General features: G+C 39.4%; 24 protein-coding genes and 1 pseudogene. 22 read left to right on the top strand and 3 right to left on the bottom strand.

Annotation, left to right across the window (positions count from 1 at the left end; translation table 11 throughout):
* The first annotated feature begins 4 nt into the window (after positions 1–4).
* The 4 genes from recJ to FFM62_RS01650 all read left to right on the top strand — a co-directional run bounded on the left by recJ (position 5) and on the right by FFM62_RS01650 (position 5,961).
* A complete protein-coding gene (recJ, locus tag FFM62_RS01665; RefSeq protein ID WP_115470481.1) occupies positions 5–2,311 on the top strand; it encodes a single-stranded-DNA-specific exonuclease RecJ in 2,307 nt (768 codons plus the stop codon).
* Between the two features lies 1 nt (position 2,312).
* On the top strand, positions 2,313–2,831 hold the full coding sequence (locus FFM62_RS01660) for an adenine phosphoribosyltransferase (protein WP_075269467.1): 519 nt from the start codon (positions 2,313–2,315) through the stop codon (positions 2,829–2,831).
* A gap of 117 nt (positions 2,832–2,948) precedes the next feature.
* On the top strand, positions 2,949–3,983 hold the full coding sequence (locus tag FFM62_RS01655) for an acyltransferase family protein (protein ID WP_075269468.1): 1,035 nt from the start codon (positions 2,949–2,951) through the stop codon (positions 3,981–3,983).
* A gap of 1 nt (position 3,984) precedes the next feature.
* Entirely contained in the window at positions 3,985–5,961 is a 1,977-nt protein-coding gene (locus FFM62_RS01650; protein WP_075269469.1) for an LTA synthase family protein, read from the top strand.
* 70 nt (positions 5,962–6,031) lie between these two features.
* On the opposite strand, the gene FFM62_RS01645 is transcribed toward FFM62_RS01650, so the two are convergent.
* Entirely contained in the window at positions 6,032–7,093 is a 1,062-nt protein-coding gene (locus FFM62_RS01645; protein ID WP_165845865.1) for an acyltransferase family protein, read from the bottom strand.
* A gap of 52 nt (positions 7,094–7,145) precedes the next feature.
* Here FFM62_RS01645 and FFM62_RS01640 point away from each other — a divergent pair.
* Positions 7,146–7,418 (top strand): annotated as a pseudogene (locus FFM62_RS01640) (DapH/DapD/GlmU-related protein); the annotation flags it as partial.
* A 145-nt stretch (positions 7,419–7,563) separates the two neighbouring features.
* Positions 7,564–8,229, top strand: coding sequence for an MgtC/SapB family protein (locus FFM62_RS10435; protein WP_307722222.1), 666 nt, complete (start codon positions 7,564–7,566; stop codon positions 8,227–8,229).
* Between the two features lie 12 nt (positions 8,230–8,241).
* Here FFM62_RS10435 and lexA read toward each other — a convergent pair whose 3' ends face one another.
* Positions 8,242–8,817 carry a transcriptional repressor LexA gene (gene lexA, locus FFM62_RS01630; protein WP_115470484.1) on the bottom strand — a complete coding sequence of 192 codons (576 nt, stop codon included), beginning with the start codon at positions 8,815–8,817 and terminating at the stop codon, positions 8,242–8,244.
* Positions 8,818–8,952: 135 nt separating this feature from the next.
* Here lexA and FFM62_RS01625 point away from each other — a divergent pair, with 135 nt between their 5' ends.
* On the top strand, positions 8,953–9,207 hold the full coding sequence (locus FFM62_RS01625; RefSeq protein WP_075269474.1) for a DUF896 domain-containing protein: 255 nt from the start codon (positions 8,953–8,955) through the stop codon (positions 9,205–9,207).
* Positions 9,208–9,279: 72 nt separating this feature from the next.
* The gene (locus FFM62_RS01620; RefSeq protein ID WP_075269475.1) at positions 9,280–9,516 is read left to right on the top strand and encodes a YneF family protein; all 237 of its coding nucleotides are present in this window, start codon (positions 9,280–9,282) and stop codon (positions 9,514–9,516) included.
* 119 nt (positions 9,517–9,635) lie between these two features.
* On the opposite strand, the gene FFM62_RS01615 is transcribed toward FFM62_RS01620, so the two are convergent.
* Complete coding sequence (locus tag FFM62_RS01615) at positions 9,636–10,277, bottom strand: lysophospholipid acyltransferase family protein (protein ID WP_075269476.1); 642 nt, start codon at positions 10,275–10,277, stop codon at positions 9,636–9,638.
* 87 nt (positions 10,278–10,364) lie between these two features.
* On the opposite strand from FFM62_RS01615, the gene FFM62_RS01610 reads away from it, so the two are divergent.
* The 14 genes from FFM62_RS01610 to FFM62_RS01545 all read left to right on the top strand — a co-directional run bounded on the left by FFM62_RS01610 (position 10,365) and on the right by FFM62_RS01545 (position 24,652).
* Entirely contained in the window at positions 10,365–11,129 is a 765-nt protein-coding gene (locus FFM62_RS01610) for a tRNA1(Val) (adenine(37)-N6)-methyltransferase (RefSeq protein WP_115470485.1), read from the top strand.
* Complete coding sequence (locus tag FFM62_RS01605; RefSeq protein WP_115470486.1) at positions 11,122–11,409, top strand: GIY-YIG nuclease family protein; 288 nt, start codon at positions 11,122–11,124, stop codon at positions 11,407–11,409. Before FFM62_RS01610 ends, FFM62_RS01605 begins: the two co-directional genes overlap by 8 nt.
* Before the next feature lie 148 nt (positions 11,410–11,557).
* Positions 11,558–12,334 carry a 30S ribosomal protein S2 gene (gene rpsB / locus FFM62_RS01600; protein WP_075269479.1) on the top strand — a complete coding sequence of 259 codons (777 nt, stop codon included), beginning with the start codon at positions 11,558–11,560 and terminating at the stop codon, positions 12,332–12,334.
* A 175-nt stretch (positions 12,335–12,509) separates the two neighbouring features.
* Positions 12,510–13,388, top strand: a complete 879-nt coding sequence (gene tsf / locus FFM62_RS01595; RefSeq protein WP_075269480.1) for a translation elongation factor Ts — start codon at positions 12,510–12,512, stop codon at positions 13,386–13,388.
* Between the two features lie 23 nt (positions 13,389–13,411).
* Positions 13,412–14,134, top strand: coding sequence for a UMP kinase (pyrH, locus tag FFM62_RS01590; RefSeq protein ID WP_075269481.1), 723 nt, complete (start codon positions 13,412–13,414; stop codon positions 14,132–14,134).
* Between the two features lie 4 nt (positions 14,135–14,138).
* Complete coding sequence (gene frr / locus FFM62_RS01585; protein WP_075269482.1) at positions 14,139–14,696, top strand: ribosome recycling factor; 558 nt, start codon at positions 14,139–14,141, stop codon at positions 14,694–14,696.
* Positions 14,697–14,892: 196 nt separating this feature from the next.
* Positions 14,893–16,002 (top strand): LCP family protein, encoded by a 1,110-nt coding sequence (locus FFM62_RS01580; RefSeq protein ID WP_075269483.1) that lies wholly within the window; start codon positions 14,893–14,895, stop codon positions 16,000–16,002.
* Positions 16,003–16,165: 163 nt separating this feature from the next.
* Positions 16,166–17,350, top strand: coding sequence for an ammonium transporter (locus FFM62_RS01575; RefSeq protein ID WP_115470487.1), 1,185 nt, complete (start codon positions 16,166–16,168; stop codon positions 17,348–17,350).
* Positions 17,351–17,882: 532 nt separating this feature from the next.
* Entirely contained in the window at positions 17,883–19,700 is a 1,818-nt protein-coding gene (glmS, locus tag FFM62_RS01570) for a glutamine--fructose-6-phosphate transaminase (isomerizing) (protein ID WP_115470488.1), read from the top strand.
* Positions 19,701–19,800: 100 nt separating this feature from the next.
* A complete protein-coding gene (locus FFM62_RS01565) occupies positions 19,801–20,631 on the top strand; it encodes an MYG1 family protein (RefSeq protein ID WP_075269486.1) in 831 nt (276 codons plus the stop codon).
* A 111-nt stretch (positions 20,632–20,742) separates the two neighbouring features.
* Entirely contained in the window at positions 20,743–21,960 is a 1,218-nt protein-coding gene (locus FFM62_RS01560) for a CCA tRNA nucleotidyltransferase (RefSeq protein WP_075269487.1), read from the top strand.
* A 6-nt stretch (positions 21,961–21,966) separates the two neighbouring features.
* Positions 21,967–23,871, top strand: coding sequence for an ABC-F family ATP-binding cassette domain-containing protein (locus FFM62_RS01555; RefSeq protein WP_115470489.1), 1,905 nt, complete (start codon positions 21,967–21,969; stop codon positions 23,869–23,871).
* Between the two features lies 1 nt (position 23,872).
* Positions 23,873–24,370, top strand: a complete 498-nt coding sequence (locus tag FFM62_RS01550) for a dihydrofolate reductase (protein ID WP_075269489.1) — start codon at positions 23,873–23,875, stop codon at positions 24,368–24,370.
* Between the two features lie 93 nt (positions 24,371–24,463).
* Positions 24,464–24,652, top strand: coding sequence for a YjzD family protein (locus FFM62_RS01545; RefSeq protein WP_075269490.1), 189 nt, complete (start codon positions 24,464–24,466; stop codon positions 24,650–24,652).
* The last annotated feature ends 79 nt before the right edge of the window (positions 24,653–24,731 follow it).

Genomic DNA, 24,731 nt, shown 5'->3' with positions numbered 1-24,731 from the left:
CAGTATGATTAATTCACGTTATCAATGGCATTTTCCTGAGGTAAACAATCAAAAGGCAATTAAAACGCTCAGTGAAACATTCGGCATCACTGAATTGATTGCAAAGATTTTAGTTAATCGAGGTTATGATACCGTTGAAGCTGCGAATGCCTTTTTACGACCTGAGTTGTCAGGCCTACATGACCCATTTTTACTCCATGATATGGATAAAGCGATTGAACGGTTGATGCAAGCCATTGATAGTGGTCAAAAGATTATCGTCTATGGTGATTATGATGTCGATGGTATGACGAGTACGGCCATTATGACTTGGGCATTAGAGTTAATGGGCGCTAACGTTGATTATTTTGTGCCAAGTCGTTTTAGCGATGGCTATGGGCCTAACTTAGCTAATTATCAGAAGTTAGCTGCTGAAGGGATGCAGTTATTAGTGACTGTTGATAATGGGGTTTCAGGAAAAGACGAAATCGCTTGGTTAATGGCACAAGGTATTGATGTTATTGTCACTGACCATCATGAGTTGCCTGAAGAATTGCCAGTAGCGACAGCCATTGTCCATCCACGGCATCCAGAAGGTTCATATCCATTTGGTGGCCTTTCAGGAGCAGGCGTTGCTTTTAAAGTGGTGTCTGCCTTACTTGAAGAGCCTGCCGATGAGGTCTTAGACTTAGCTGCCTTAGGTACTGTTGCTGATGTCATGTCATTGACAGATGAAAATCGTATTATTGTTAAGCAAGGACTTGAAAGTCTAAAGTTAGACCCACGGCCAGGTGTGGCAGCATTACTAGCCGCTGCTGGTACTCAGTTATCGGATATTGATTCTTCAACAATTGGTTTTACAATTGCGCCTCGATTGAATGCACTCGGTCGATTAGAGAATGCAACAACTGGTGTCCAATTACTATTAATGGATGAGCTTGAAGAAGCAAAGCCTTTGGCTGATCATGTCAATGCTTTAAATCAGGAACGACAACAATTAGTCACAAAAATTACGACTGCTGCCCAAGAACAAGCGACGCAGCTAAGCGAAGATCCTGTCCTTGTGGTTGCTGGTGAAAACTGGCATGAAGGGGTATTAGGAATTGTTGCTAGTAAATTGGTCGAACAGACTGGTAAACCAACGATTGTCTTAAATGTGAATGGTGATGAGATGAAAGGTTCTGGTCGTTCAGTGGCTGCCTTTGATTTGTTTACGGCCCTAGACGGACATCGAGATATAATGACGACCTTTGGTGGCCACGCCAGTGCAGCGGGGATGACCGTACCAACCAATAATTTAACAGCTTTAAGAGCTGCTTTACATGATGAGGCAGCACAACAACAGTTAGCTACAGCGCAAAAAGCAGACATGCAAATCGCAACAACGGTAACAGCTGCCGACTTTACCAAGGAAAATTTTGATAATTTACAAGTATTAGCTCCATTTGGTGAAGATAATCCAGAACCATTATTTATGTTGGACTTACGTGGTGTGAACCAAGTCAAGACCATGAGTGAGGGGAAGCACCTACGTTTTATTGCGCAGACAGATACTGATCAATTACCTGTCGTTGCCTTCGGCTGGGGGAACCAAGCTAGTGCACTTGCCGGTCATTTTTCTTCATTACAGATTGTTGGTACGATGAGCCAAAATTCGTATCGAGGAAATATATCATATCAATTAATGCTACGGGATATGTCAGCAAAAGGGGCGGCTATTTTAGATTGGCGAGCAAGCCATCTGACTAAACAAACATTTAGTAAGCCAGTGACTTATGTCTTTTTCAAAGAAAAACATTTACAGCAGCTGGCAGCGTATGTTGATCCTGCAGCTCAGCCGTTGATGTGGCAAGATGCATTGCAAATGTCAAATATACAGACCATGGTACTAGTGGATTTGCCGGATTCATTAGATCAACTGCAAACTTTATTACAAACAAGTACACCTGGCCGACTTGCACCGATGTTTTATGTGCAATCACCAGTTTATCTCCAGAAAGTACCAAGTAAGCAAGTGTTCTCGAATGTCTATAAGTTTGTGCTTTCTTTCAAGGATATTAATTTGCAAACGCAATTTGATGCGATGGTTAAGCATCTGAAAATCTCTAATATGACACTAAAACTAATTTTAAAGGTGTTTTTAGAGGCAAAATTTGTTACAATTGACAATAGTGTTTTGAATGCTGTGCCAAATCCGACACCGATGAAGTTAACACAGACTCAGACGTTTCAGCGATTTATGGCTCAGCGAGATCTTGAACAACAATTAATTTACAGTACAACAGCTGAATTAGAAACTTTATTAATGAAATTAAGTAAGCAGGAGAGCTAGACTGATGTTGGATTTGAATGACTATATTGCCTCTATTCCGGATTTTCCAGAAAAGGGTATAATTTTCCGTGATATCACACCACTATGGGGAAATGCAGAAGCATATGCAGAGGCAACACATCGCATTGCGCATTTTGCAAAGATGCGTGATGTCAACGTTGTGGTTGGTCCAGAATCACGCGGCTTTTTAGTTGGGGCGCCAGTAGCTCATGAATTGGGAACTGGGATTGTCTTAGCTCGTAAGCCAGGCAAATTGCCACGGGAAACAGTTAGTGAAAAATATTCTCTAGAGTATGGTGAAGCTTCTTTGGAAATGCATAAAGATGCGATTAAACCAGGAGAGAAAGTCTTAATTACTGATGATTTACTTGCTACGGGTGGTACAATTGCTGCTACCATTAAGTTGGTTGAATCATTAGGTGGTGAAGTTGCAGGGCTAGCATTTATGATTGAATTGAATGACTTACATGGTCGTGAAAAGCTTGCAGGTTATGATATTTTGTCATTAATGGATTACTAAAATAAGAAAAATTTATGTTTGGTTTTTGGAATATAATTTATAATACTTTTAAGTAATTAAGGGAGCCGGGTTTATATTTATCCGACTCCTTTATGTTTCTATATGGGAGCATCTGGAATGGTGATGAATAGTAAAGATAAAGATAGAACGGTACAAATACTGGCAGGTTTGGCAATTATAATGTTGATTTTTATTAGCATTATCAATCCACAAGATCATAGTATTTTGTATAATTTTTTCACATGGTTAACTTGGCCAACAATTTTCTTTATTGCTGGTTATTATATCAATATTAATTTAAAAATTGGACAATCTATTGTCTTAGCGATTAAACGTTATTTAATACCGTATCTGGTGGTTGGTTTATTAATGATCGTTATTAATAAAGTAGTTCAGCTCCTGCAATTAAACACATGGATCAATGCACCATTCCCGGCAATGCGTACTGGGTTGAAGGCTCTCTTATATGGTAATGGCACACCTGTTACAACTATTTTCGGCTTTTTTGATACAGGAATTGGGTTACTTTGGTTACTAATGGCGTTGTTTGTCGGTACGATTTTAACGGTTCTTATTGCTAAAGTTAAAAAAGTGCCATTGGCCATTTTAATTGTTATTTTGTTAGCTGGTGTTGGGTTTTACCTTGCAACTTTCATTCAAATCCCTTGGTCACTAGAACCAGCATTTATTGCTTTGCCTTTTATGTTGTTTGGTCTTTATTATCATAGATTAGTTAATTGGTCAGCGGGTACTGCAACTATTTTGGCGGCATTGCTAGTCAATCTGACAATGTCAGCTTCAACAGGATTGACCATGGAAGTTGCCTACACACCATTTTGGATTTTGGGTACGTTAACTGCCTTGATCAGCTTGGCTGGATTAGTTGTGATAGCTAATAAACTTGTAAATAGTACTCTACTAGCTAAACTAGCAAACTTATTTATCAATATTGGTAGCTACTTTAGTTTAAGCCTCGCTGTGTTCATATTTATTAAAACAATGATACCGATGAATAATTACATTGGTCGTATATTACCTGCCGGAATGATTAGCTTTATCATTATCTGGTTACTCATGTTAATTATTAGCTTCGTCATTAAGCTCGGTATTGTTAAGACCGTAAATGTCGTTTGTGATCAAAAAGGTGATTGATATGAAAAAGTTTTTAAGTAAGCAACAGTTTAATGGTCCAACATTCAATAATTGGATGAAATTTTTACTTATTGGGCTGTCTTTAAGTGTCTTAACGACTGTTGTTTTACAGTTTGCAATGTATTTTCAAGTGTGGGGGCGTTTTGATCAGACCTTAGATTTGGGCCAAGCTATTTGGACATCTCTTAAGTTTCTAATACGCCCACAAGCATTATTTACGATTCTTGCTTGTTTGATTTTATTTGTATTTATTGTCGTTTTGGTAAACCGTTTATTTGTCGGGATAGCCATTTACTTGACGCTAGCAGTTGTGACATTTGTGGCGGAATACATGAAGATGAAGTCACGAAATGAACCGATTTTATTTAGTGATATGTCAGAAGTTACTGCTGTTGGTGGCTTGACACAAATGGTTGATAAGAACCTATTAATCATTGCGATTGTTGGCATTGTTATTGTTTTTGTTGGTGCTGGGTTACTCGAATTTTGGGTTCATCGTAAAAAGGCTGGCCGTTTCGCGGCATCTATTCAGCGAATGATGATTAAACAAACAGGTACACGTATCGCGGTACTATTAGCAACATTTCTAACGTTGGCAGCGCCTTTTGTCGCCAATGCCGATCAGAATCGTGCGATATTGGATCATTTTAAATATCAGTGGCAGAGTTTTAATACTGGTGAAGATGCGATGCTGAATGGACCTGTCATGACTTTTGTATCTAACATTTCAAGTGTTATTATGCGAGAACCAGCTGGTTATTCAGAAAAATCAATGGCTGCATTAGAAAAGAAATATACAAAATATTCTGACTCGTTAAATAAAACTAGGCAGGATAATCTTAAGGGACAAACGGTGGCTTATGTCTTAAGTGAGTCACTGACAAATCCTGATGAAGTTCCTGGATTAAAATATAAAGGGACTGATGTATTTAAAAATATTAAACAAATACAAAAGGATTCGGTTTTCTCTGGTAGAATGTTGTCTTCAGGTTACGGTGGTGGAACTGCGAATATCGAGTATATGACTTTGGCAGGCTTCCCGTTAGCAACCTTTGCACCAGAAATGGTGGTACCTTATACGCAATTAGTACCAGTTGCTAATGAAATACCAACGATTACCAACTTGTTCCAAAATCGTGAAGTGATTCATCCTTATGTTGGAACATTTTATAATCGTCGTGATGCTTATAAAAAGATTGGTATTCAAAAATTCTATACAACTGATGGTAAGCAATATAAGTATCCAGACAAGTATACGAAGTCTGTTGGTTCTAAGGATAATTATCCTGCCGATAAATCTTCTTATGCCTACTTAACAAAGAAAATTACATCAGCTAATAAGAACAAATCACAGTTCTTACAGTTGATGACAATGCAGAATCATATGCCTTATTCTGCTAATCAGTATCCTGATAGTAATTACAAGATGTCAGAACCAGCGGTTTCAGGTAATACAAAGGAAACTGTCGAGAGTTATATTGCAGGTGTTCATTACACCGATGTAGCCACTAAGAATTTGGTTAATAAACTAGAAAATATTTCTCGTCCAGTGACGCTAGTCTTTTATGGTGATCATTGGCCAGGCGTGTTCACATTTGTTAATCAAGATAAGCAACTAGAGCGTTCTCATGAGACAGACTACTTTATCTACCAAAATAAGGCTGCTCGTGAAAAGAGTAAGGCAAAGACGAATCAAAATCAGCGTGCCTATGCGTCACCAAGTGATTTCCCAGCATTGGCATTAGCAGCAACGAATAGTAAATTAACACCATTCTATGCTTTGCAAACCAAGGTAACGAAAGAATTGCCGGCATTCGCAAACTATACACGTGGTAAATTTGTTGATAATAATGGTCATACCTTAAAAACAAAAGATTTAACTAAGAAGCAGAAAAAGTTACTACATGAATTTAAGTTAGTGCAATATGACTTGAGCTCAGGTGAACATTATCTGTCAAAGAGTTTTACTAAGAAATAAAATAAAGCATCTTGTCAAAAACGCAAGCTACATAAAGTAGGGCGCGTTTGAGACAAGATGCTTTTTATTTTTAGGCTTTTTGAAGTGGGAAGTTACGGTCGACTAATAAGTTATAAATAAACTTTATTTTGAGTAAAATCCATGTGAAACATGTTGTATATAGAATTCTTAATAGCATTAATCCTAGGTAAGCAAATAGACTGTAATCTGAGAACCAGGCTTGTGACGCTAAAAAGTTCATGGCTTCAGTGTCTAATAAGCCAATATCAAGAGAATGGACACATAGTAGAACTAATGAATACTGACCGACATAACTAAGACCTTTAGCAATTTGATGCCAATGCTTTTCAATAAAAAATGCGATACCTAATAGCACGATGGCGCTTCCAAAACCACCAAGGACTGCGATAAACATATTATCAGCCAAACCACGGTTTAATTCATAGCTACCGCTCGTTGCACTCAGCATCCAGCAAATTAGTGAAACTAATAGTATGTATGGATTAGCAAAGATAGTTTTTTGTGAATGGTGCTTAATAAGTTTTGCTAACCAGTAACCAAATAGGTAATAAATTGGAACTTCCAAGGCTGCTTGTAGTGACCAGGGAAAGTAAGCGACCTGAGCTAATGAATAACCCAATCCAAATAGTATAATAACAATCATGAAACGGATGATTTCTTTATTAGACTTCATTAGCCAATGGAAAATAATGTTGGCAAGAAACATGGTTGGTAAGAACCAAACAGCGCCGGCGTGAGACCTCAGTTCAAAACCAAATGGCGATTGACCTGTTGCGCCATTACCATATATAAGTGGAATCAGTGTTTGAAAGTTTAGATAGTGAACGTGTTGGGCGATTTCGCCCAAAGCTGTTCGTAAGGTTATATAGAGTAAGGTAACGATGAAAAAGGGAATCAGCAGTGTATTAACACCCGTTTGAACAACATCTTTGATCCTTTTTGAATGATAGAAGTAACCTGAAATGATAAAGAATATCGGCAAATTGGCTGCAAATATAAAATTAGATTGCCAGGTGTCCCATAGACCAGTCATTGAATGACCGATAATCACGAGATAAATCGCTATGGCACGCGCAATATCAAAGGAGAGATTTCTTTTAGAGGCTGTCATATAATTACCTTTCTGAAATAAAATTACCAAAAATAATATTATCATTTAACTGCTTGATTCAGGGGTGCGGAATCGTGGCCTAGAGTTTGGTAAGCCAATTACCATTGGAGATAATGTTTGGATTGGCGCTAATGTCTTTATTGGGCCAGGTGTCACTATCGGCGATAATGCTATTATTGGTGGCGGTGCTGTGGTTGTGAAAGATATCCCAGCCAATGCAGTCGCCGTCGGGAATCCGGCAAAAGTTATGCGTGACATTACATCCGATGATAAAGACTATTGGGAACAACAAGAACAAGCTTATTATGATAATCGTGACAAGTAAATTTTAGGACTCTGGTGATAGTGACATACTGTTACCAGAGTCTTTTTTTCACAAATAAGTACTTTTTTGGTTTAATAAAAAGTATGTAGTAAATAGCATAAAAATATTAGTTATTGTGTAGCTGGTATTTGGAATGGAGGAGAAAATGACAACCAATGAACTATTGATTCGTTTGTTATTAGCAACACTGGCAGGATTGCTAATTGGGATTGAACGGCAGACTAGGTCAAAATCTGCGGGCCTCCGAACGCATGCCATTGTCAGTTTAGGGGCCGCCCTAATGATGATTGTGTCGCAGTATGGCTTTGCTGCTGTCTTAGGAAATGCTAATGTGAATTTGGATCCATCGCGTATTGCGGCCCAAATCGTTAGTGGAATCAGTTTTCTGGGTGCCGGCATGATTATTGTGCGTAGCCCAGACTTTAATGTAATCGGTGGTCTAACCACGGCAGCGGGAATTTGGACAACTGCTGGTGTGGGGATGGCAATTGGTGCTGGTTTATACGAGGTGGGATTTGCTGCAACATTTATTATTGTTGTTTTGCAGTTAGCATTTCATTATTTTAATGACTTTAATTTACGCCAATCTTTTTCTATTCGAGTTTATTTAACAACAATTGACGACGTCAAAAAGTTACGTGATTATTTGACATCAGAAAATATTTCCAGCAAAGTATCGCGACTAAAAAAGTCGGAAACCGGTTTGACGATTGACTTGACTGTCACGACGCCGCGAAATTTTTCATTAGAGGATATTGGTCAGATAATGGCAGCTACTGACATTGATTTGAGTTGGGAGCTGGGATTATAGACAGGATAAAGGCTAATTAACATAATCACGATAGACGCCAATGACACGGCCGATAATGGTTGGGTTTGCCATCGTAACGGGTTTTAGATTACTATTCTCCGGCTGTAATCGACAATGATTACCTTCTTTAAAGTAGCGGTATACATTTGTTTCATCATTGATTTTAACAACGACGATATCACCATCAAAGGCAGTTTGTTGTTTTTTAACCATCAAATAGTCATTATTTAAAATACCAATATTAAGCATGCTATTACTGCGTTGTTGCTGGATAAAAACATCTTCGTCAAAAGAAAACAAATGTTGGGCCGTTTTTTCAGTGATTGATAGATCCATTTCAGGATCATGATGACCATGTTTTAATAAGGCGATGCCTTGCGGAGTAACTTTGATTGCTCGCGTTTTCTCGGCATCTTTTGTAGTCAGACCTTTCTTTTGTAGACGCTCTAAGTGTCCATGGACTGTTGAAGATGACGCTAAACCAACTTTTGCACCAATTTCACGAATAGTAGGCGGATAACCATTGGTTAGTTGTTTGTCATAAATGAATTGCAATATTTCTAATTGTTTTCTTGGCTTCTGTGTCATATGTGGGTAGCTCCTTTGTCATTAAAGAATATTGTACGATAAATATCTGGTTGCGGAAACATTAGTTAACCTGAATATTCTTCAGTAAAATATGTTAAAATGGTAACATTAAATTCAAAAAAAGGTGGAAATAACATGGCTGAGACAGATCACATGATGGCTGTTCGTTCACGAATTAACGAACTAGCCGCAAAAGCAAAATCTCCAGAGGGATTAACAGAGGATGAAGTTGCGGAACGTGCGGATTTGCGGGCTGAATTTTTGGATAATTTTAGAAAGTCTTTCCGTTCTCAAGTAGAAATGCTACAAGTTTATGATGAGAATGGTAAAGAAGTAACCCCTGAAAAGGTGAAAAAGATTCAGCGTGATAAGGGATTACGCGGTAATTAATTGTTCAGGCAGCTAGTCAAATAGCGGATAGTTCGCTATAATGGTACTTGAATATAATTTTGGAGTAATAAAATGAGCACAACAGTTTGGATTTTTATTGTCGTTCTTGCCGCGATAGTTGGCGCTGTCGCTGGTTTCTTCATCGCACGTCGCTCAATGGAGACGTACATTAAGAACAATCCGCCAATTTCAGAAGAAATGATGAAATCTATGATGTCATCAATGGGGCAAAAGCCTTCACAAAAGCGCTTGAACCAAATGATGGCACAAATGAAGAATCAAGCACAAACTTCTTCAAAAAAGAAGTAAGTGGCGATAAAAAGTTGAGTTATAAATGCTCAGCTTTTTTTATTATTATAATTAATAAATAAGTAACGGGGCTGGAACAAAATCAGTGTTCCAGCCCCGTTACTTATTTATTGAAATTTTTACTTAATTTCAGTTTTTTTCTTTGGATTTGGATCAACGTAAACCCAATCAGGATCAATTTCATCATCCAACTTATCAAAGGCAGTTTGTAAATTATCACCTAACTCAGCTGTGGTTTCTTCGTTTATCTTGACACGTTTATCAACATAAATGGGGTCACCAAATGCCATCGTGACATTTTTACGCTTGAATAAGCCTGAAAACTTTACCGGTCCTTGGTAGACAATTGGTACTAAAGGTGCACCAGAAAGCTTTGCAATCATTAGTGCGCCACCTTTCATTTCTTCGGAATGGCGACTACCAGATGGGAACATGATTAGACTTAGTTCGGTCTTCTTTAGGTTCTTTACTGGTGTTTTGATTGCTGATGGACCTGGATGGTCACGATCGACCGAAAAAGCATTGGCATGGACAAGAATCCAGCGTAAAATAGGGTTCTTGAAAAGCTCTTTTTTAGCCATAAAACTAAATTTACGTGGCCGACCTGCCAGAGCGAAGAATAAGGGTTCCCACCAAGTACGGTGTGGACCCACTAAAATATAGTTGCCCTCAGGTAGTTTGTCTGTGCCCAGCAGTTTGTAACGACCGTTGATCAGCCAAACGATTCCTGCAACGACATAACGTATGAATGAATAGAACATGTTGTTCATCCTCCCTAATAATAACGCCTTATTATCCCACACAGTAGGCGCTTTTGGCAAACGGAGACAACATAAGGAGAAGAAATTATGAAAGTTGAACTGTTACCTGACGAACGTATCGATATGTTATATAACGATGACGTACATATTATTCAAAGTAAATCGGTCTTTTCATTTTCACTGGATGCCGTATTACTAGCTAACTTTGCTGAACCACGTAAGAATGGCCGGGGGTTAACCGTTGATCTTGGTGCTGGCAATGGCGCTGTGTCATTGTTTATGGCGCACAAGCTTGCTGGTCAAATTGTTGGCGTAGAAATTCAGGAACGTCTAGCCGATATGGCGCAGCGATCGGTTAAAATGAACGATTTGACTGATAAAATTCAAATTATGAATGCTGACATGCGGGATATTTTTAGTGATATTCGTCCAGGGTCAGCAGATATGGTGGTATCAAATCCGCCTTACTTTACGGTAGATAATGATCATACGGTCATGCACGAAAATAAATATTATGCCATTGCCCGGCATGAATTGATGGCAGATTTGGACCTGGTCACATATACGGCAAAAAAGTTGTTGAAGAACAAAGCCCATTTTTTTATGGTTCATCGACCAGATCGCTTATTTGAAATTTTAGCGTCATTACAGAAAAATCATTTATCACCTAAACAGATTCAATTTGTTTATCCTAAAGTGGGTGAAGCAGCCAATATTGTATTGATTGATGCAATCAAAGATGGCAAGTTGACTGGGGCCAAAATTTTACCACCAATTGTGACGCATAATGCCGATGATACTTATACAGATGCCGTCTGGTCAATCTATGAAGGGCGTCAGCAGCATGAATAAACCTTACTACATGTATGTCCTGTTAACAGCAGATAATATGTTGTATTGTGGTTTTACGGACGATGTCGGTAAAAGACTTGCAACGCATGAAGCAGGTAAGGGTGCTAAATTTACGAGGCCCGCTAAACGGCATCCATTAACACTTGTTTACGCTGAAGCATTTACCACGAAACACGATGCGTTACATGCAGAAGCGATGTTTAAAAAATTAACTCGTAAGCAGAAAGAACACTTTTTGCAAAATCATGGTGTATCACTTGCTAAGAAAACTTTTAATTGACATATTGCGTGAAAGTGAGTAACATTAGTTATTGGTTTTATACCAAAAAAATACGCACTAGTTCTCAATAGTTTGACGGGTGCCCCTTTACCGGGTCGCCAGGCTACATGCGAGGCTAGGTGGAAAAAACATTTGGAGGCAGATACTCATGGCAGTAATCTCAATGAAGCAATTGCTTGAAGCTGGTGTACACTTCGGACACCAAACTCGTCGCTGGAACCCAAAGATGTCAGATTACATCTTTACGGAACGTAACGGCATTTACATTATCGATTTGCAAAAGACAGTTAAGTTGGTTGACCAAGCATATAACTATGTTCGCGATGCAGCTGCTGATGGTGCAACGGTATTGTTCGTTGGTACTAAGAAGCAAGCACAAGACTCAATTGCTGAAGAAGCAACTCGTGCAAACATGTTCTACGTTAACCACCGTTGGTTAGGTGGAACTTTGACTAACTGGAAGACTATCCAAGCTCGTATTGCCCGTCTAAAGGAATTGCGTGCAATGGAAGACGACGGTACTTTCGAACGTTTGCCAAAGAAGGAAGTTTCTTTGCTAATCAAGCAACGTGAGAAGTTGGACAAGTTCTTGGGTGGTATTGCTGATATGCCTAAGATTCCTGATTTGATGTTCATCGTTGATCCTCACAAGGAACAATTGGCTGTGCAAGAAGCACACAAGTTGAACATTCCTATCGTGGCTATGGTCGACACTAATGCTGACCCTGATCAAATTGACGTTAAGATTCCATCAAACGATGATGCAATCCGTGCCGTACGTTTGATTACTTCAAAGATGGCAGATGCTATCATCGAAGGTAACCAAGGTGAAGATTCTGTTGATGAAGCTGAATTTGCAGCTGAAGGTGACAAGCCTGCATCAATCGAAGAATTAACTGACCTTGTAGAAGGTAAGAAGAACTAATTATCTTTTGCTAAGTGACAAAAAGCTTATTCCTATTATGGGAATAAGCTTTTTTTGCGCTCTAGGCAAAACTCATGTAAAATGGTACTAGATATCTAATAAGTGTATAGAAAATCAACATATTTTCGTGTATACTAGTTGAGATAAGATTTAGCATATACAAGGAGACCATAAAATGGCTATTACTGCTTCACAAGTTAAAGAATTACGTGACAAGACCGGCGTTGGTATGATGGATGCCAAGAAGGCATTGGTTCAAACTGAAGGTGACATGGACAAGGCTATCGATGCTTTGCGTGAAAAGGGAATGGCAAAGGCTGCTAAGAAGGCCGATGCTGTTGCTGCTGAAGGTATGACTTACGTTGTTTCAAAGGACAACAAGGCTGCCATCATTGAATTGAACTCACAAACTGACTTTGTTGCTGGCAATGCAGAATTTAACGAGTTGCTACATGCTGTTGCAAATGCAATTGTTGAATTTGCACCTGCAAATGTTGAAGAAGCTTTGGCATTGAAGGTATCTGATGATCAAACTGTTAACGACATGATTATTCACACGACACAAATTACTGGTGAGAAGATCACACTACGTCGCTTTGCAGTTGTTGAAAAGGCCGAGGGCCAAGTATTCGGAACATACTCACACATGGGTGGTCGTATTTCATCACTTGTTTTGATGGATGGTTCTGATGAACAAGTTGCTAAGGATGTTGCTATGCACGTTGCTGCTATTGCACCAAAGTACGTTTCATCTGAAGATGTTCCTGCTGAAGTTGTGGAGCACGAAAAGGCTGTGCAATTGAAGTCAGATGATCTAGCAGGTAAGCCAGATAACATCAAGGAAAAGATGGTCGAAGGTCGTTTGCACAAGTTCTTGGCCGAAATTGCATTGGTTGACCAACCATTCGTTAAGGGTGACGGTAAGGAAACTGTCGCTAAGTACGTTGAGAGCAAGAACAGCAAGGTAGTTTCATTCGTTCGTTACGAAGTTGGTGAAGGAATCGAAAAGGCTGCTAATGATTTTGCTGCTGAAGTTGCAGCACAAATGGGCTAATAGAGACCGAGGCGATTAGAATAATGGCAGATGTAAAGTACAAACGAGTATTGTTGAAGTTATCAGGAGAAGCATTGTCTGGTGAACGCGGCTATGGCATTGATCCAGAAACGGTTAACAATATCGCAGCGGAAATCAAAGAAGTTTATGGACTAGGTGTTGAAATTGCAATCGTTGTTGGCGGTGGTAATTTATGGCGTGGTGAAGCAGGTGCAAAGTTGGGAATGGAACGTGCACAAGCTGACTATGTTGGTATGTTAGGAACCACCATGAACGCCTTGGCATTGCAAGATGCACTTGAATCACACGATGTTCCAACACGTGTACAAACTGCTATTGAAATGCGTCAAGTTGCTGAACCCTATGTCCGTCGTAAGGCAGTTCGTCACTTGGAAAAGGGACGCGTTGTGATTTTTGGTGCCGGTACTGGTTCACCATACTTCTCAACGGATACAACGGCTGCTTTGCGTGCCGCCGAGATTAATGCTGAGGCTATTCTAATGGCTAAAAATGGTGTTGATGGTGTATACAGTGATGATCCTCGTAAGAATCCAGAAGCAACAATGTTTGAAAAGCTAACGCATAAAGAGATTATTGCTAAGGGTCTTAAGGTAATGGACTCTACTGCATCAACATTATCAATGGACAACGATATTAATCTGGTGATTTTTAATATGAACACATCTGGCAACATTAAACGTGTTGTCTTAGGTGAGAATATCGGAACGACCGTGGAGGTAGATTAGAATTATGGCTAATGCAATTATTGAATCAGCAAAAGAACGTATGGACAAAGCTGGCGATGCATTACGTCGTGAGTTAGGTAACATCCGTGCAGGTGTTGCTAATCCATCAATTCTACGTAATATTACGGCAGAATACTATGGGGCAGAGACACCACTTAATCAATTAGCATCGGTAACGGTACCTGAAGCACGTGTATTGTTGATCACACCTTTTGATAAGACAGCTTTAAAAGGAATTGAGCAAGCTATTTTTGCTTCTGATTTGGGATTAACACCAGCAAACGATGGTTCAGTCATTCGTCTGGTTATTCCTGCATTAACTGAGGAAACTCGTAAAGACTTAGCTAAAGAAGTTAAAGCAGAATCAGAAAAAGCAAAGGTCGCCGTTCGAAATGTTCGTCGTGATGCGATGGATGATGCTAAAAAGGCATTAAAGAACAACGACTTGTCTGAAGATGAAGCACATAGCGTTGAAGATAACATTCAAAAAGCAACCGATGCTGCTATTAAGAATGTTGACGAGATTGCTGCTGATAAAGAAAAAGAATTGTTGACGATTTAGTTAATAATTAATTTCCAAAAAGAATTGGGGACAATTGTTCTCAATTCTTTTTTATTTCTTAATAAATTCATTGCTTATTTAACGATTTATTTGTGTATAATGCTTTATAGGTGGAATATACTACACAAAATAACGCCTGTTTTCAGGAGTAGGAATGCCAGCAATTTTTATAGGTGGCAATTAGGGAGGATAGCTCATGGATGACGAGCAAAAAGTATCTCGCTCAACACGTAATAATAAAAAAGGCAAAAAGAAATCGCATAAGGTACGAAATACGATTCTAAGCATTTTGTTATTATTGATATTAGCGGTAGCTGGTTTATTTGGTTATGCATACATGCAAACCAAAGGTGCTGTTGATAAGGCCTATGTTGCGCCGAATATCAAAAAAGCACGTGACGTTTCAGGTGTTCTTAAGAAGGGTAAGCCCATTTCAATTTTGTTATTGGGTACCGATACGGGGGAATTAAATCGTAATTATAAAGGTCGTACCGATTCTATGATGGTTTTGACAATCAATCCAAAAACAAATAAAACAACGATTATGTCAATTCCTCGTGATACGTTGATTGCGATTGATGGTTATGAAAATACATTCCCACAAAAAATCAACTCGGCTTATTCATATGGCTCAGCAGCCACAACGATTAAGACTGTTCAGAAGTGGCTAAATGTCCCAATTGATTATTATGCTTTGGTCAACATGGGTGGTATGGAGAAGGTTGTTAACAAAATTGGTGGTGTAAAAGTAAATTCACCATTAACCTTTGATTTTAACCCAGACACAGCCCATGCTACTGGTAACAATGTTTACAGCTTTACTGAGGGATCAAGTACTTATTCGCATAATGGGCAAACATACTCAAAGATGAATGGTAAGGCAGCGCTAGCATTTTCGCGTATGCGTTATGATGATCCGAAGGGCGACTATGGTCGCCAAACTCGTCAGCGATTAGTTCTTCAGGGAATTACCGAAGCTGCCAAGGATAATCCAACAAAGTTATTGGACTCTGGCTTCTTAAATTCAGTTTCTTCATCAACGCAAACTGACTTAACTTACAATGATATGATTACCATTGCTCGTAAGTATGCGAAGGCAGCTGGCAATATCTCTAATGATAATATTCAAGGAGATAGTTACAGTTTGTCATCTGGTTCGACTGAAGTTGTATCGAGTGATGAGAAACAACGGGCAACAAATGTCTTACGTAAATCATTGGATCTAAAATCCGCTAAAACTGGACCATTATATGGTGGTAATGTTTCAGTGTCTGAAATGAATTCACTTGGTGTACCAACAAATTAATATATTTTAGTGCGAGACAAAGTAGTTGGAACAAAACAATGTTCCAACTACTTTTTTATTTGTCTATACCACTGAATGTTAGCATTATTAACATAATTCATGATGACCTTTCGATATGTGCTTATACTGATGTTATTATTTCAAGAAAGCGCAGGTGATAAAAATGAATGGTGCAGACGTTGCATGGGTATTAATTAGCGCAGGGTTAGTTTGGTTGATGGTGCCAGGATTGGCATTGTTTTATGGTGGCTTGTCAGAAACACGGACAACAGTTAACACATTGGCGATGGTGATGATTGCAATTGCCGTTGGTGGCGTCATTTGGTTTACAGTCGGTTACTCATTAGCATTTAGTGGGTCAGGCCCAATTATTGGTAACCTAGATGCAGCATTTTTACATGATGTTTCGATGACCAAGAGTACACGTGATTTAGGAATATCTGACGGCCTATTTGCTCTCTTCCAGGGGATGTTCCCGATGATTACCATGGCCATTATTGCTGGCTCAGTAGTTGGTCGGATGAACTTTAAGTCATTTATCCTATTTCTAATTGCCTGGATGTTACTTGTTTATATACCTTTGGCACACATGATTTGGGGTGGTGGTATTCTAGCCCAACATGGCGCCCTTGATTTTGCTGGTGGTGATGTGGTTCATATTTCATCAGGTGTATCTGGTTTGGTGTTAGCCCTGATGATTGGCAAGCGGCGGGTAAATACTGACACAACTGGTAATAACCTAATGGCAACGGTTATCGGCGGTGGCTTGCTTTGGTTTGGATGGTTCGGATTTAATGCTGGATCAGCTTTAGCTGCGGATGGGCTAGCCATTGTTGCTTTTACTAATACTAATATCGCAGCAGCGTTTGCAATGTTGACATGGGTTATTCTTGATTTTATTTTATTCAAGCGTGTTCGAATTTCCGGGGCAATTTCCGGTGGTGTTGCTGGACTAGTTGTTATTACACCAGGTGCTGGCTTTGTACAACCAGTTGGTGCCATGTTTATGGGCGTGCTAGTTGCTATTGGTGCTTACTTTGCAACAACCGTTATGAAATATCGATTGGGTTATGATGATACCCTTGATGCATTTGGGTTGCATGGTGTCGGTGGTGTCATTGGTGGTATCTTAACAGGTGTCTTTGCTTCGAAGCCCTTGGCCGGTGTATCAGTTAGTTGGCAAGTCATGGGAACACAACTTGGGGCTATCTTAGTAACGATTATTGCCGTTGTCATCCTAACGTTCATTATTGCTAAGTTGGTGAATTTGATAACACCGTTACGAGTTGATGAAGCTATTGAGGAAGATGGACTGGATTATGACCTGCATGGTGAAGTTAATGCTTAATTTATTGACTTTTTAAGGTAAATAGTTTAGTATTAGTCCACAAGTTAATATTACAGAAATGTAAAGACTATCTTTACATGGAATAAATACTAAGGGAGGTAAATTTATGTTTGGAATTAATATGTTGAACAAAAAAGTTGATCGCGCTGTTCGTGCATATAAAAACATGGATATTCAGCGCCACCCGGATAAGTGCCATCATCATCATGATATGCACTAATTAGGCGATGATTAACTGAGCTCTGACCACTATTGGTCACTTGAGCTGAATATTTAAGAGACTGGAACAACAGGTAATGTTCCAGTTTTTTTATGTCTAAAAATCTTCGGCTATAATTAAGGGAGATTTAAGCATAAATAATCCAAGAATCAAAGACTATACCAATTTATACCAAAAGACAATGTTAAACGTTATAAAGTCATTGACGGATATTAAGCAACGCGTGATAATGGTCATTGAACTTAAAATAATAAACAAAAAAATACTATACCATTAGTGAAAACGTTGTATTAGTAGTATAAGGAGAAAAACATGTTCTGTGGAATTGTTGGATTTACGGGAAATAATTACCAATCAGCACCTATTCTATTAAAGGGATTACAAAAGTTAGAATATCGTGGCTATGATTCTGCTGGGTTATACGTGGCAGATCAGGCTGATGGCACGGATCAACTCGTGAAAGAGAATGGTCGTGTTTCAGAATTAGTAAAATTGGTTTCAGAAAAAAACGTTAAAGGAACTGCTGGGATTGCCCACACTCGTTGGGCAACCCATGGTAGTCCCTCGGTTGCCAATGCTCATCCACACGTTTCTGCAGACGGTCGCTTTTACTTAGTCCATAATGGTGTGATTGAAAATTACCTTGAATTAAAAGATGACTATCTAGCCAACGTGACTTTCCAATCAGATACGGATACTGAAGTTGCTGTCCAATTGATTGATAAGTTTGTTAAGGAAGGGGCAACCACTTTTGAAGCTTTGAAAAAGTTGATTGCTTTGTTAGATAGTAATTCTGCTTATGGTTTCCTATTGATGGATCGTGAAGAGCCTGAGCGGATGTACGTTGCTAAGCAAAAGTCACCTTTGTTGATTGGTATTGGGGCTGATTTTAATGTCGTGACGTCCGATGCTGTAGCGATGCTTGACCAAACCCATGACTTTATTGAATTACATGACGGGGAAGTGGCTATCGTTGATCCAGATAATGTGCAATTATTTAGTGCTGCTGGTGAAGCGATGGATCGTGAACCTTTCCATTTGGATATTGATGCAACCGAGACTGATAAGGGTGCTTATCCATTCTATATGTTAAAAGAAATTGATGAACAACCAGTGGTGATTCGTCACTTGATCTCACGTTACTTACCTAAGGATGGTCAGCCACAAATTGGTGAAGGTATTGTGAAGGATATGCGAGCTGCCGACCGCATTTATATTGTGGCTGCTGGTACGTCTTATCATGCTGGATTAGTGGGTGCTCGTTTGTTCGAACGTTGGTCAGGTATTCCAACTGAAGTACATGTGTCATCAGAATTCGCCTACGAGCAACCATTATTATCAGAAAAGCCATTCTTTATTTTCTTATCACAATCGGGTGAAACTGCCGATTCACGTGAGGTTTTGCAAAATATCAATGCCCAAGGCTTTAAGTCATTGACCTTAACGAACGTTGAAAAGTCAACGCTTTGGCGTGAAGCAACGTATGCGTTACCTTTGATTGCTGGTCCCGAAATTGCAGTGGCTTCAACGAAGGCATATGTTGCGCAAATAACGGTCGAAGCTATTTTGGCCTATGCTTTGGCTGATCGTGAGCAATTAGATGTTGATTTAGAACAAGAATTATCAAAGATTGCGATTGCCATCCAAGGGATCATTGATGACAAAGAGCAAATTCAAGCAGTTGCCGAAGAGATGTTGGTGCCGGCACATCATGCCTTTTATATTGGTCGTGGGGTTGATTCAGCCGTCGTCCTAGAAGCTGCTTTGAAATTAAAAGAAATTTCATATGTTCAAACGGAAGGCTTCGCTGCTGGTGAGTTGAAGCACGGAACATTAGCTTTGATCGAGGAAGATACACCCGTGATTGCGATGATGACGCAACCACGCTTGGCTGGTTTGGTTCGTGGTAACTTAGCTGAAACGCAAGCACGTGGCGCTAAGACTTATACAATTGTGACCCAAGCAGTCGCTAAGCCTGAAGATGACTTGGTTTTGCCAGATATCAATGAATTATTGACACCATTGGTTAGTGTTGTGCCAACACAATTATTGGCGTACTATACATCACTAGGACGTGGCTTGGATGTTGATCATCCACGTAATTTGGCTAAGTCAGTTACTGTTCAATAGAAAAATTATTAAACGTTGATTTGTTTAGACAAATCAGCGTTTTTTATCATTGTATGACGTGTACAATAGAGAATAGGAAAAATGGTTTGGAGGACTAACAATGTATAAAAATTTAGTTACACATAATGGGAAGTTTCATGCTGATGATGTCTTTGCGAGTGTCATTATGACACGTCTTTTCCCGACGCTAACAATTGTTAGAACTCGTGATGAAACAATGACTGGTGATCAAAGCAATTTTGTGTACGACGTTGGTGGTGGTGAGTTTGACCATCATGGGATTGATGATACACGTCAGCATGCTAACGGTGTACCCATGGCTGCTTTTGGTTTGATTTGGCAACAATTTGGGAAACAATACATTGCTGATTTAAATCCAGACTTGGCACCGACAATAACGCAAGCAGTGTACGAGAAAATTGATAGTCATTTCATTGTTGGTATCGATGCCTTAGACAATGGCGTATCAGCATATCAAAGTGAGGTATTCACCGTACCCGATATCATTAATGATTTTTATGAAGAAGATGATGAAGCCAATAGTTTTGACCGTGCGTTGGCTTTCGCAAAAATGATTTTAGAGAACCGTGTGAAGAAAACGATTGCCAAAGAAATTGCCCAACAAGATGTGATTGCACAAGCGACTTTTGCATCGGACCAAATTTTATTCGTCCCAATTTCAGGCCCATGGAAAGACTACGCAGAACAGTTTGATCAATTAGTATTTGCTGTTTTGCCTCGTAAGGACGGTAATTGGATGATTCAAGGTGTTCCAGTTGCTCATGGTAGCTTTGAAGTGAAGCACGCAATTCCTCAAATAAAAGAAGAGGGCATTGTTTTTATTCATCGGACAGGGTTCATGGCCGTGGTAGACACAGCGGAACACGCGTTACAATTGGCTAAAGATGTTTTGAACGGTCGTGAATCTTAATGGATAAATGAATCCTTATTCATTTATAAAAAGTGACTACTTACGGTACAAGTCGTAAAAAAGTTAGGGTGTCTGGTATACTTAGTAATAGTAGAAAAGAGGAGGCCAAACATGAAAATAAATAAGATGCCATCGGAATTTATTGATGCCTTACCGATTTTGGAAACAATCGAAAAGGCAGGTTATGAGGCATATTTTGTTGGTGGATCGGTGCGAGACACAATGCTCAGTAAACCAATTCATGACGTTGATATTGCGACCTCGGCTTACCCTGAAGAAATTAAGAAGATATTTAAACGTACGGTAGATACCGGTATTGAGCATGGTACAGTGATGATCTTAGACCATGGTACCGGCTATGAAACAACGACCTTTCGAACAGAATCAACTTACACCGATTTTCGTCGACCAGATGAGGTGAAATTTGTCAGGTCTTTAGATGAGGATTTAAAGCGCCGTGATTTTACGGTCAATGCTTTAGCCTTAACAAAAGACGGCGAAGTGATCGATTTGTTTGGCGGTGTTCAAGACATGTCAGCACAGGTACTACGTGCGGTTGGTAAACCAGAGGAACGCTTTCATGAGGATGCACTTCGGATGATGCGCGCTGTTAGGTTCGCTGCTCAGTTAGATTTTAAAATTGATGATGCAACACAAAAAGCGATTGCAGAAAATGCGCCTTTGTTAGCAAATATTGCCGTAGAACGGACCAATGTAGAATTTACAAAACTTATGCAGGGAACTTCAGCTAGTTATGGCTTAATTGAGATGATTAAGAGTGGTTTGGTTAATTTTATGCCTGGCTTAGCAAATACTGATCAGGACCTAGCTGCATATGCTGAATTATTACAAAATGCGCAACCTACCGATGATAACCAAGCTTGGTCATTATTGTCATTTGAGTTAGGATTAAGCCCCAAGGATACTGGTGAGTTTTTAAAGCTATGGAAGCAACCAAATGATATGATTCAAACGGCCAAATCAGTCATTACGTTGATGAACAAGTTACGATTAGGTGATGTTAGTGATTGGGATCTATACCAAACGCAAGATGCTATTACGACAGCACTAGCAACGATTAGGCTAAGTGAAGTTACAGCTAACGTTGAAGACTTATCTGTCCGTTATCAGGCACTACCTATTAAGCATAAAAAAGAGTTAGCAATCAATGGTGGCGAATTAATGAAAAACTTGCACCTGACACCGGGACCACTGTTTGGTAAGATCTTGGCAGATTTAGAACACTTGGTTGTTATTGGCGAACAGGTGAATGACAAAGCAGCCTTGCTACAGGCTGCGGCTGACATTGTAGAGAAAGAGAAGAAATAATATAAAATGAAGCAATTAAGGGCAACAAATCTGCATAGTGTTTATGGTGAAAAAACACTGTTAGACAAAGTGTCATTTTTGGTGGAGACTGGCGATCGCGTCGGCATTGTTGGTGTAAATGGGACTGGTAAAACAACCCTATTAAATGCGATTGCAGAAATTGTACCAGCAGATAATGGGAACATAGATACACCGAAGGATTACACAATTGGTTACTTACAACAAGAGCCACCGCTAGATGACAATAAAAAGGTGATGGATGCTATTTTTAGTGGTGCGCAACCGGTTTTCCAACTAATTCGTGATTATCAATCGGCATTAGCCGAATATTCAGAAAATCCAACAGACGAAAAGAAATTGTCTTGTTATACCAAATTAGAGCAGCAGATGACCCAGCAAGATGCTTGGTTGGCTGAGTCAGAAGTGAAAAATATCCTGACACAATTGCATTTACCTAACTTAGACTTGCAAATTTCAGCACTTTCAGGTGGGCAGCGTAAACGTGTTGGTCTGGCACAAGTGCTGATTCAAGCACCTGATTTATTGTTGTTAGACGAGCCAACTAATCACCTTGATTTTGACTCAATCGCTTGGTTGGAAAAGTATCTGGCTAATTATCGTGGTGCTGTAATGACAGTGACTCATGATCGTTACTTTTTAGATAGCGTCACTAATCGTATTTTTGAATTATCATTTGGTAAGTTGTATGAGTATCAGGGTAATTATGAAAAGTATGTCACTGCTAAGGCTGAACGTGTCAGTGCGGAAGCAGTTGCTGAGCATAAGTCAGCACAACTGTATAAAAAAGAATTAGCTTGGATGCATGCAGGGGCCAAAGCGCGTTCGACTAAACAAAAAGCACGTGAAAATGCCTTTGCAGAATTGGAAGACCAACAAGGCACCCGTCAAGTTGAAGGCGAAATTTCGGTCAATCTTGGTCAAACGCGTTTAGGTAAAAAAGTCATTAACATTGAAAATGCTAATTTAGCCTTTGATCAATTGACTATTTTAAAAGATTTTAGTGAGCTAGTGCAGGGAAATGAACGGATTGGTATTACGGGTCCTAACGGATCTGGTAAATCAACGCTTTTAAATGCGATTGCGGGACAGCAGCCGTTAGATAGTGGTGTGATTGAAATAGGTGAAACAGTTAAAATGGCTTACTACACCCAAATTACCGAACCAATTCCCGAAGATAAGCGTGTGCTTGCTTATTTGAGTGAAGTTGCTGAAGAAGTGGTGGATCAGGACGGTAACCATATCTCAGCAGCCGAGTTATTGGAGCAGTTCTTGTTCCCACCATTTATGCATGGGACACTGATTCGTCAACTTTCTGGTGGTGAAAAGCGACGCCTATATTTGTTGAAATTATTGATTCAACAGCCTAATGTGTTACTACTTGATGAGCCAACAAATGACTTGGATATTGGGACATTAACGGTGTTAGAAGATTATCTACAATCATTTTCTGGAACTGTTATTACAGTTTCCCACGATCGCTATTTCTTAGATAAGATTGCTGACAAGCTTTGGATTTTTAAAGGTCAAGGTGACATCGATCGATATAATGGTCGTTTTAGCGATTATTTGGCCACGTATGGGGCGCCTACGCTTGCAACAACAAAAGAGAGCAAATCGTCTGTTGTTACGGAAGACAAAGCTGATAAAGTTCCAACGCCTAAGAAGAAAAAATTAACTTGGAACGAAAAGAAAGAATGGTCAACGATTGAGGATGATATTGCTCAGTTAGAGACGAAGGTCAGTGATATTGAAGAAGAAATGAATGTGAGCGGTGATGATTTCACAAAACTGGCTGATTTACAAAAAGAATTAGATGAAACTAATGATGCATTAGAAGCAAAGATGACACGATGGGAAGAATTATCTGAACTTGTAGAAGGTGGTGCATAAAATGGCTGAACAAAACTTGATTTGGGCACAAACTTTAGACGGTACAATTGCAATTGATGGACAGGTTCCTTGGCATCAAAAAGCAGATTTGCATTTTTTTAAACAAGCAACGGTGCATGAGGTGGCTTTGATGGGACGTCATACGATGGCTAGTTTTCATGGGCGTCCATTACCGGACCGCTTAAACGTTGTCTTAACGCACAATCAAGGTTTGGAAGTGCCAGAAGGGTTTCGAAAGGTTTACAGTATCGCTGAGGCCGAAAAGCTTGCTGATGATGCTGGCTTGAAATTACAAGTTATTGGCGGTAAGCCTATTTATGAGAGCTTTATGGCCACAGCAGATGCCTTATATGTGACATATTTACAAACCGATTTATCTGGGGATGTTAAGATGCCATCAGTCGATTCAACTGTATGGCAGGGTGAGGTCATTGACCAAGGGCCTGCTGATGATGCTAATGATTATGATTGGCAGTTGGTTAAATATACGCGACGTTAGTTCACTGTGAATTAATTAACATGTGACAAACTAACCATGGGGGCGTAAAATAAGGGTGTAAAACATTTTGGCGGTATGCTAAGAGGTGTCAATATGAAGTATATTGTAGTTTTTGTTTGGACATTTATTTTGGGAGAAGTTCTTGGCTACATTGGTAGTGCGCTTGAAAGTGCAACTTATGATGCAACCATGACTTCTTTGTTCTCAGTGGTTATCGGTATGATTGGAACAATTGCTTATGTGGCAATTTCAAAATCTGCTGCACCGCATGCAGACAAATAATGATCATTAACAAATAAGTAAGAAGGAGATCACTGTCACAGGTGGTCTTTTTTATTTTTAATGGCTATAATGAAATTAA

It is taken from the genome of Weissella thailandensis (assembly GCF_005405465.1).
GTDB lineage: Bacteria > Bacillota > Bacilli > Lactobacillales > Lactobacillaceae > Weissella > Weissella thailandensis.
Note: the sequence above shows the minus strand (reverse complement) of the source record. Positions and strands in the feature narration are given on the sequence as shown.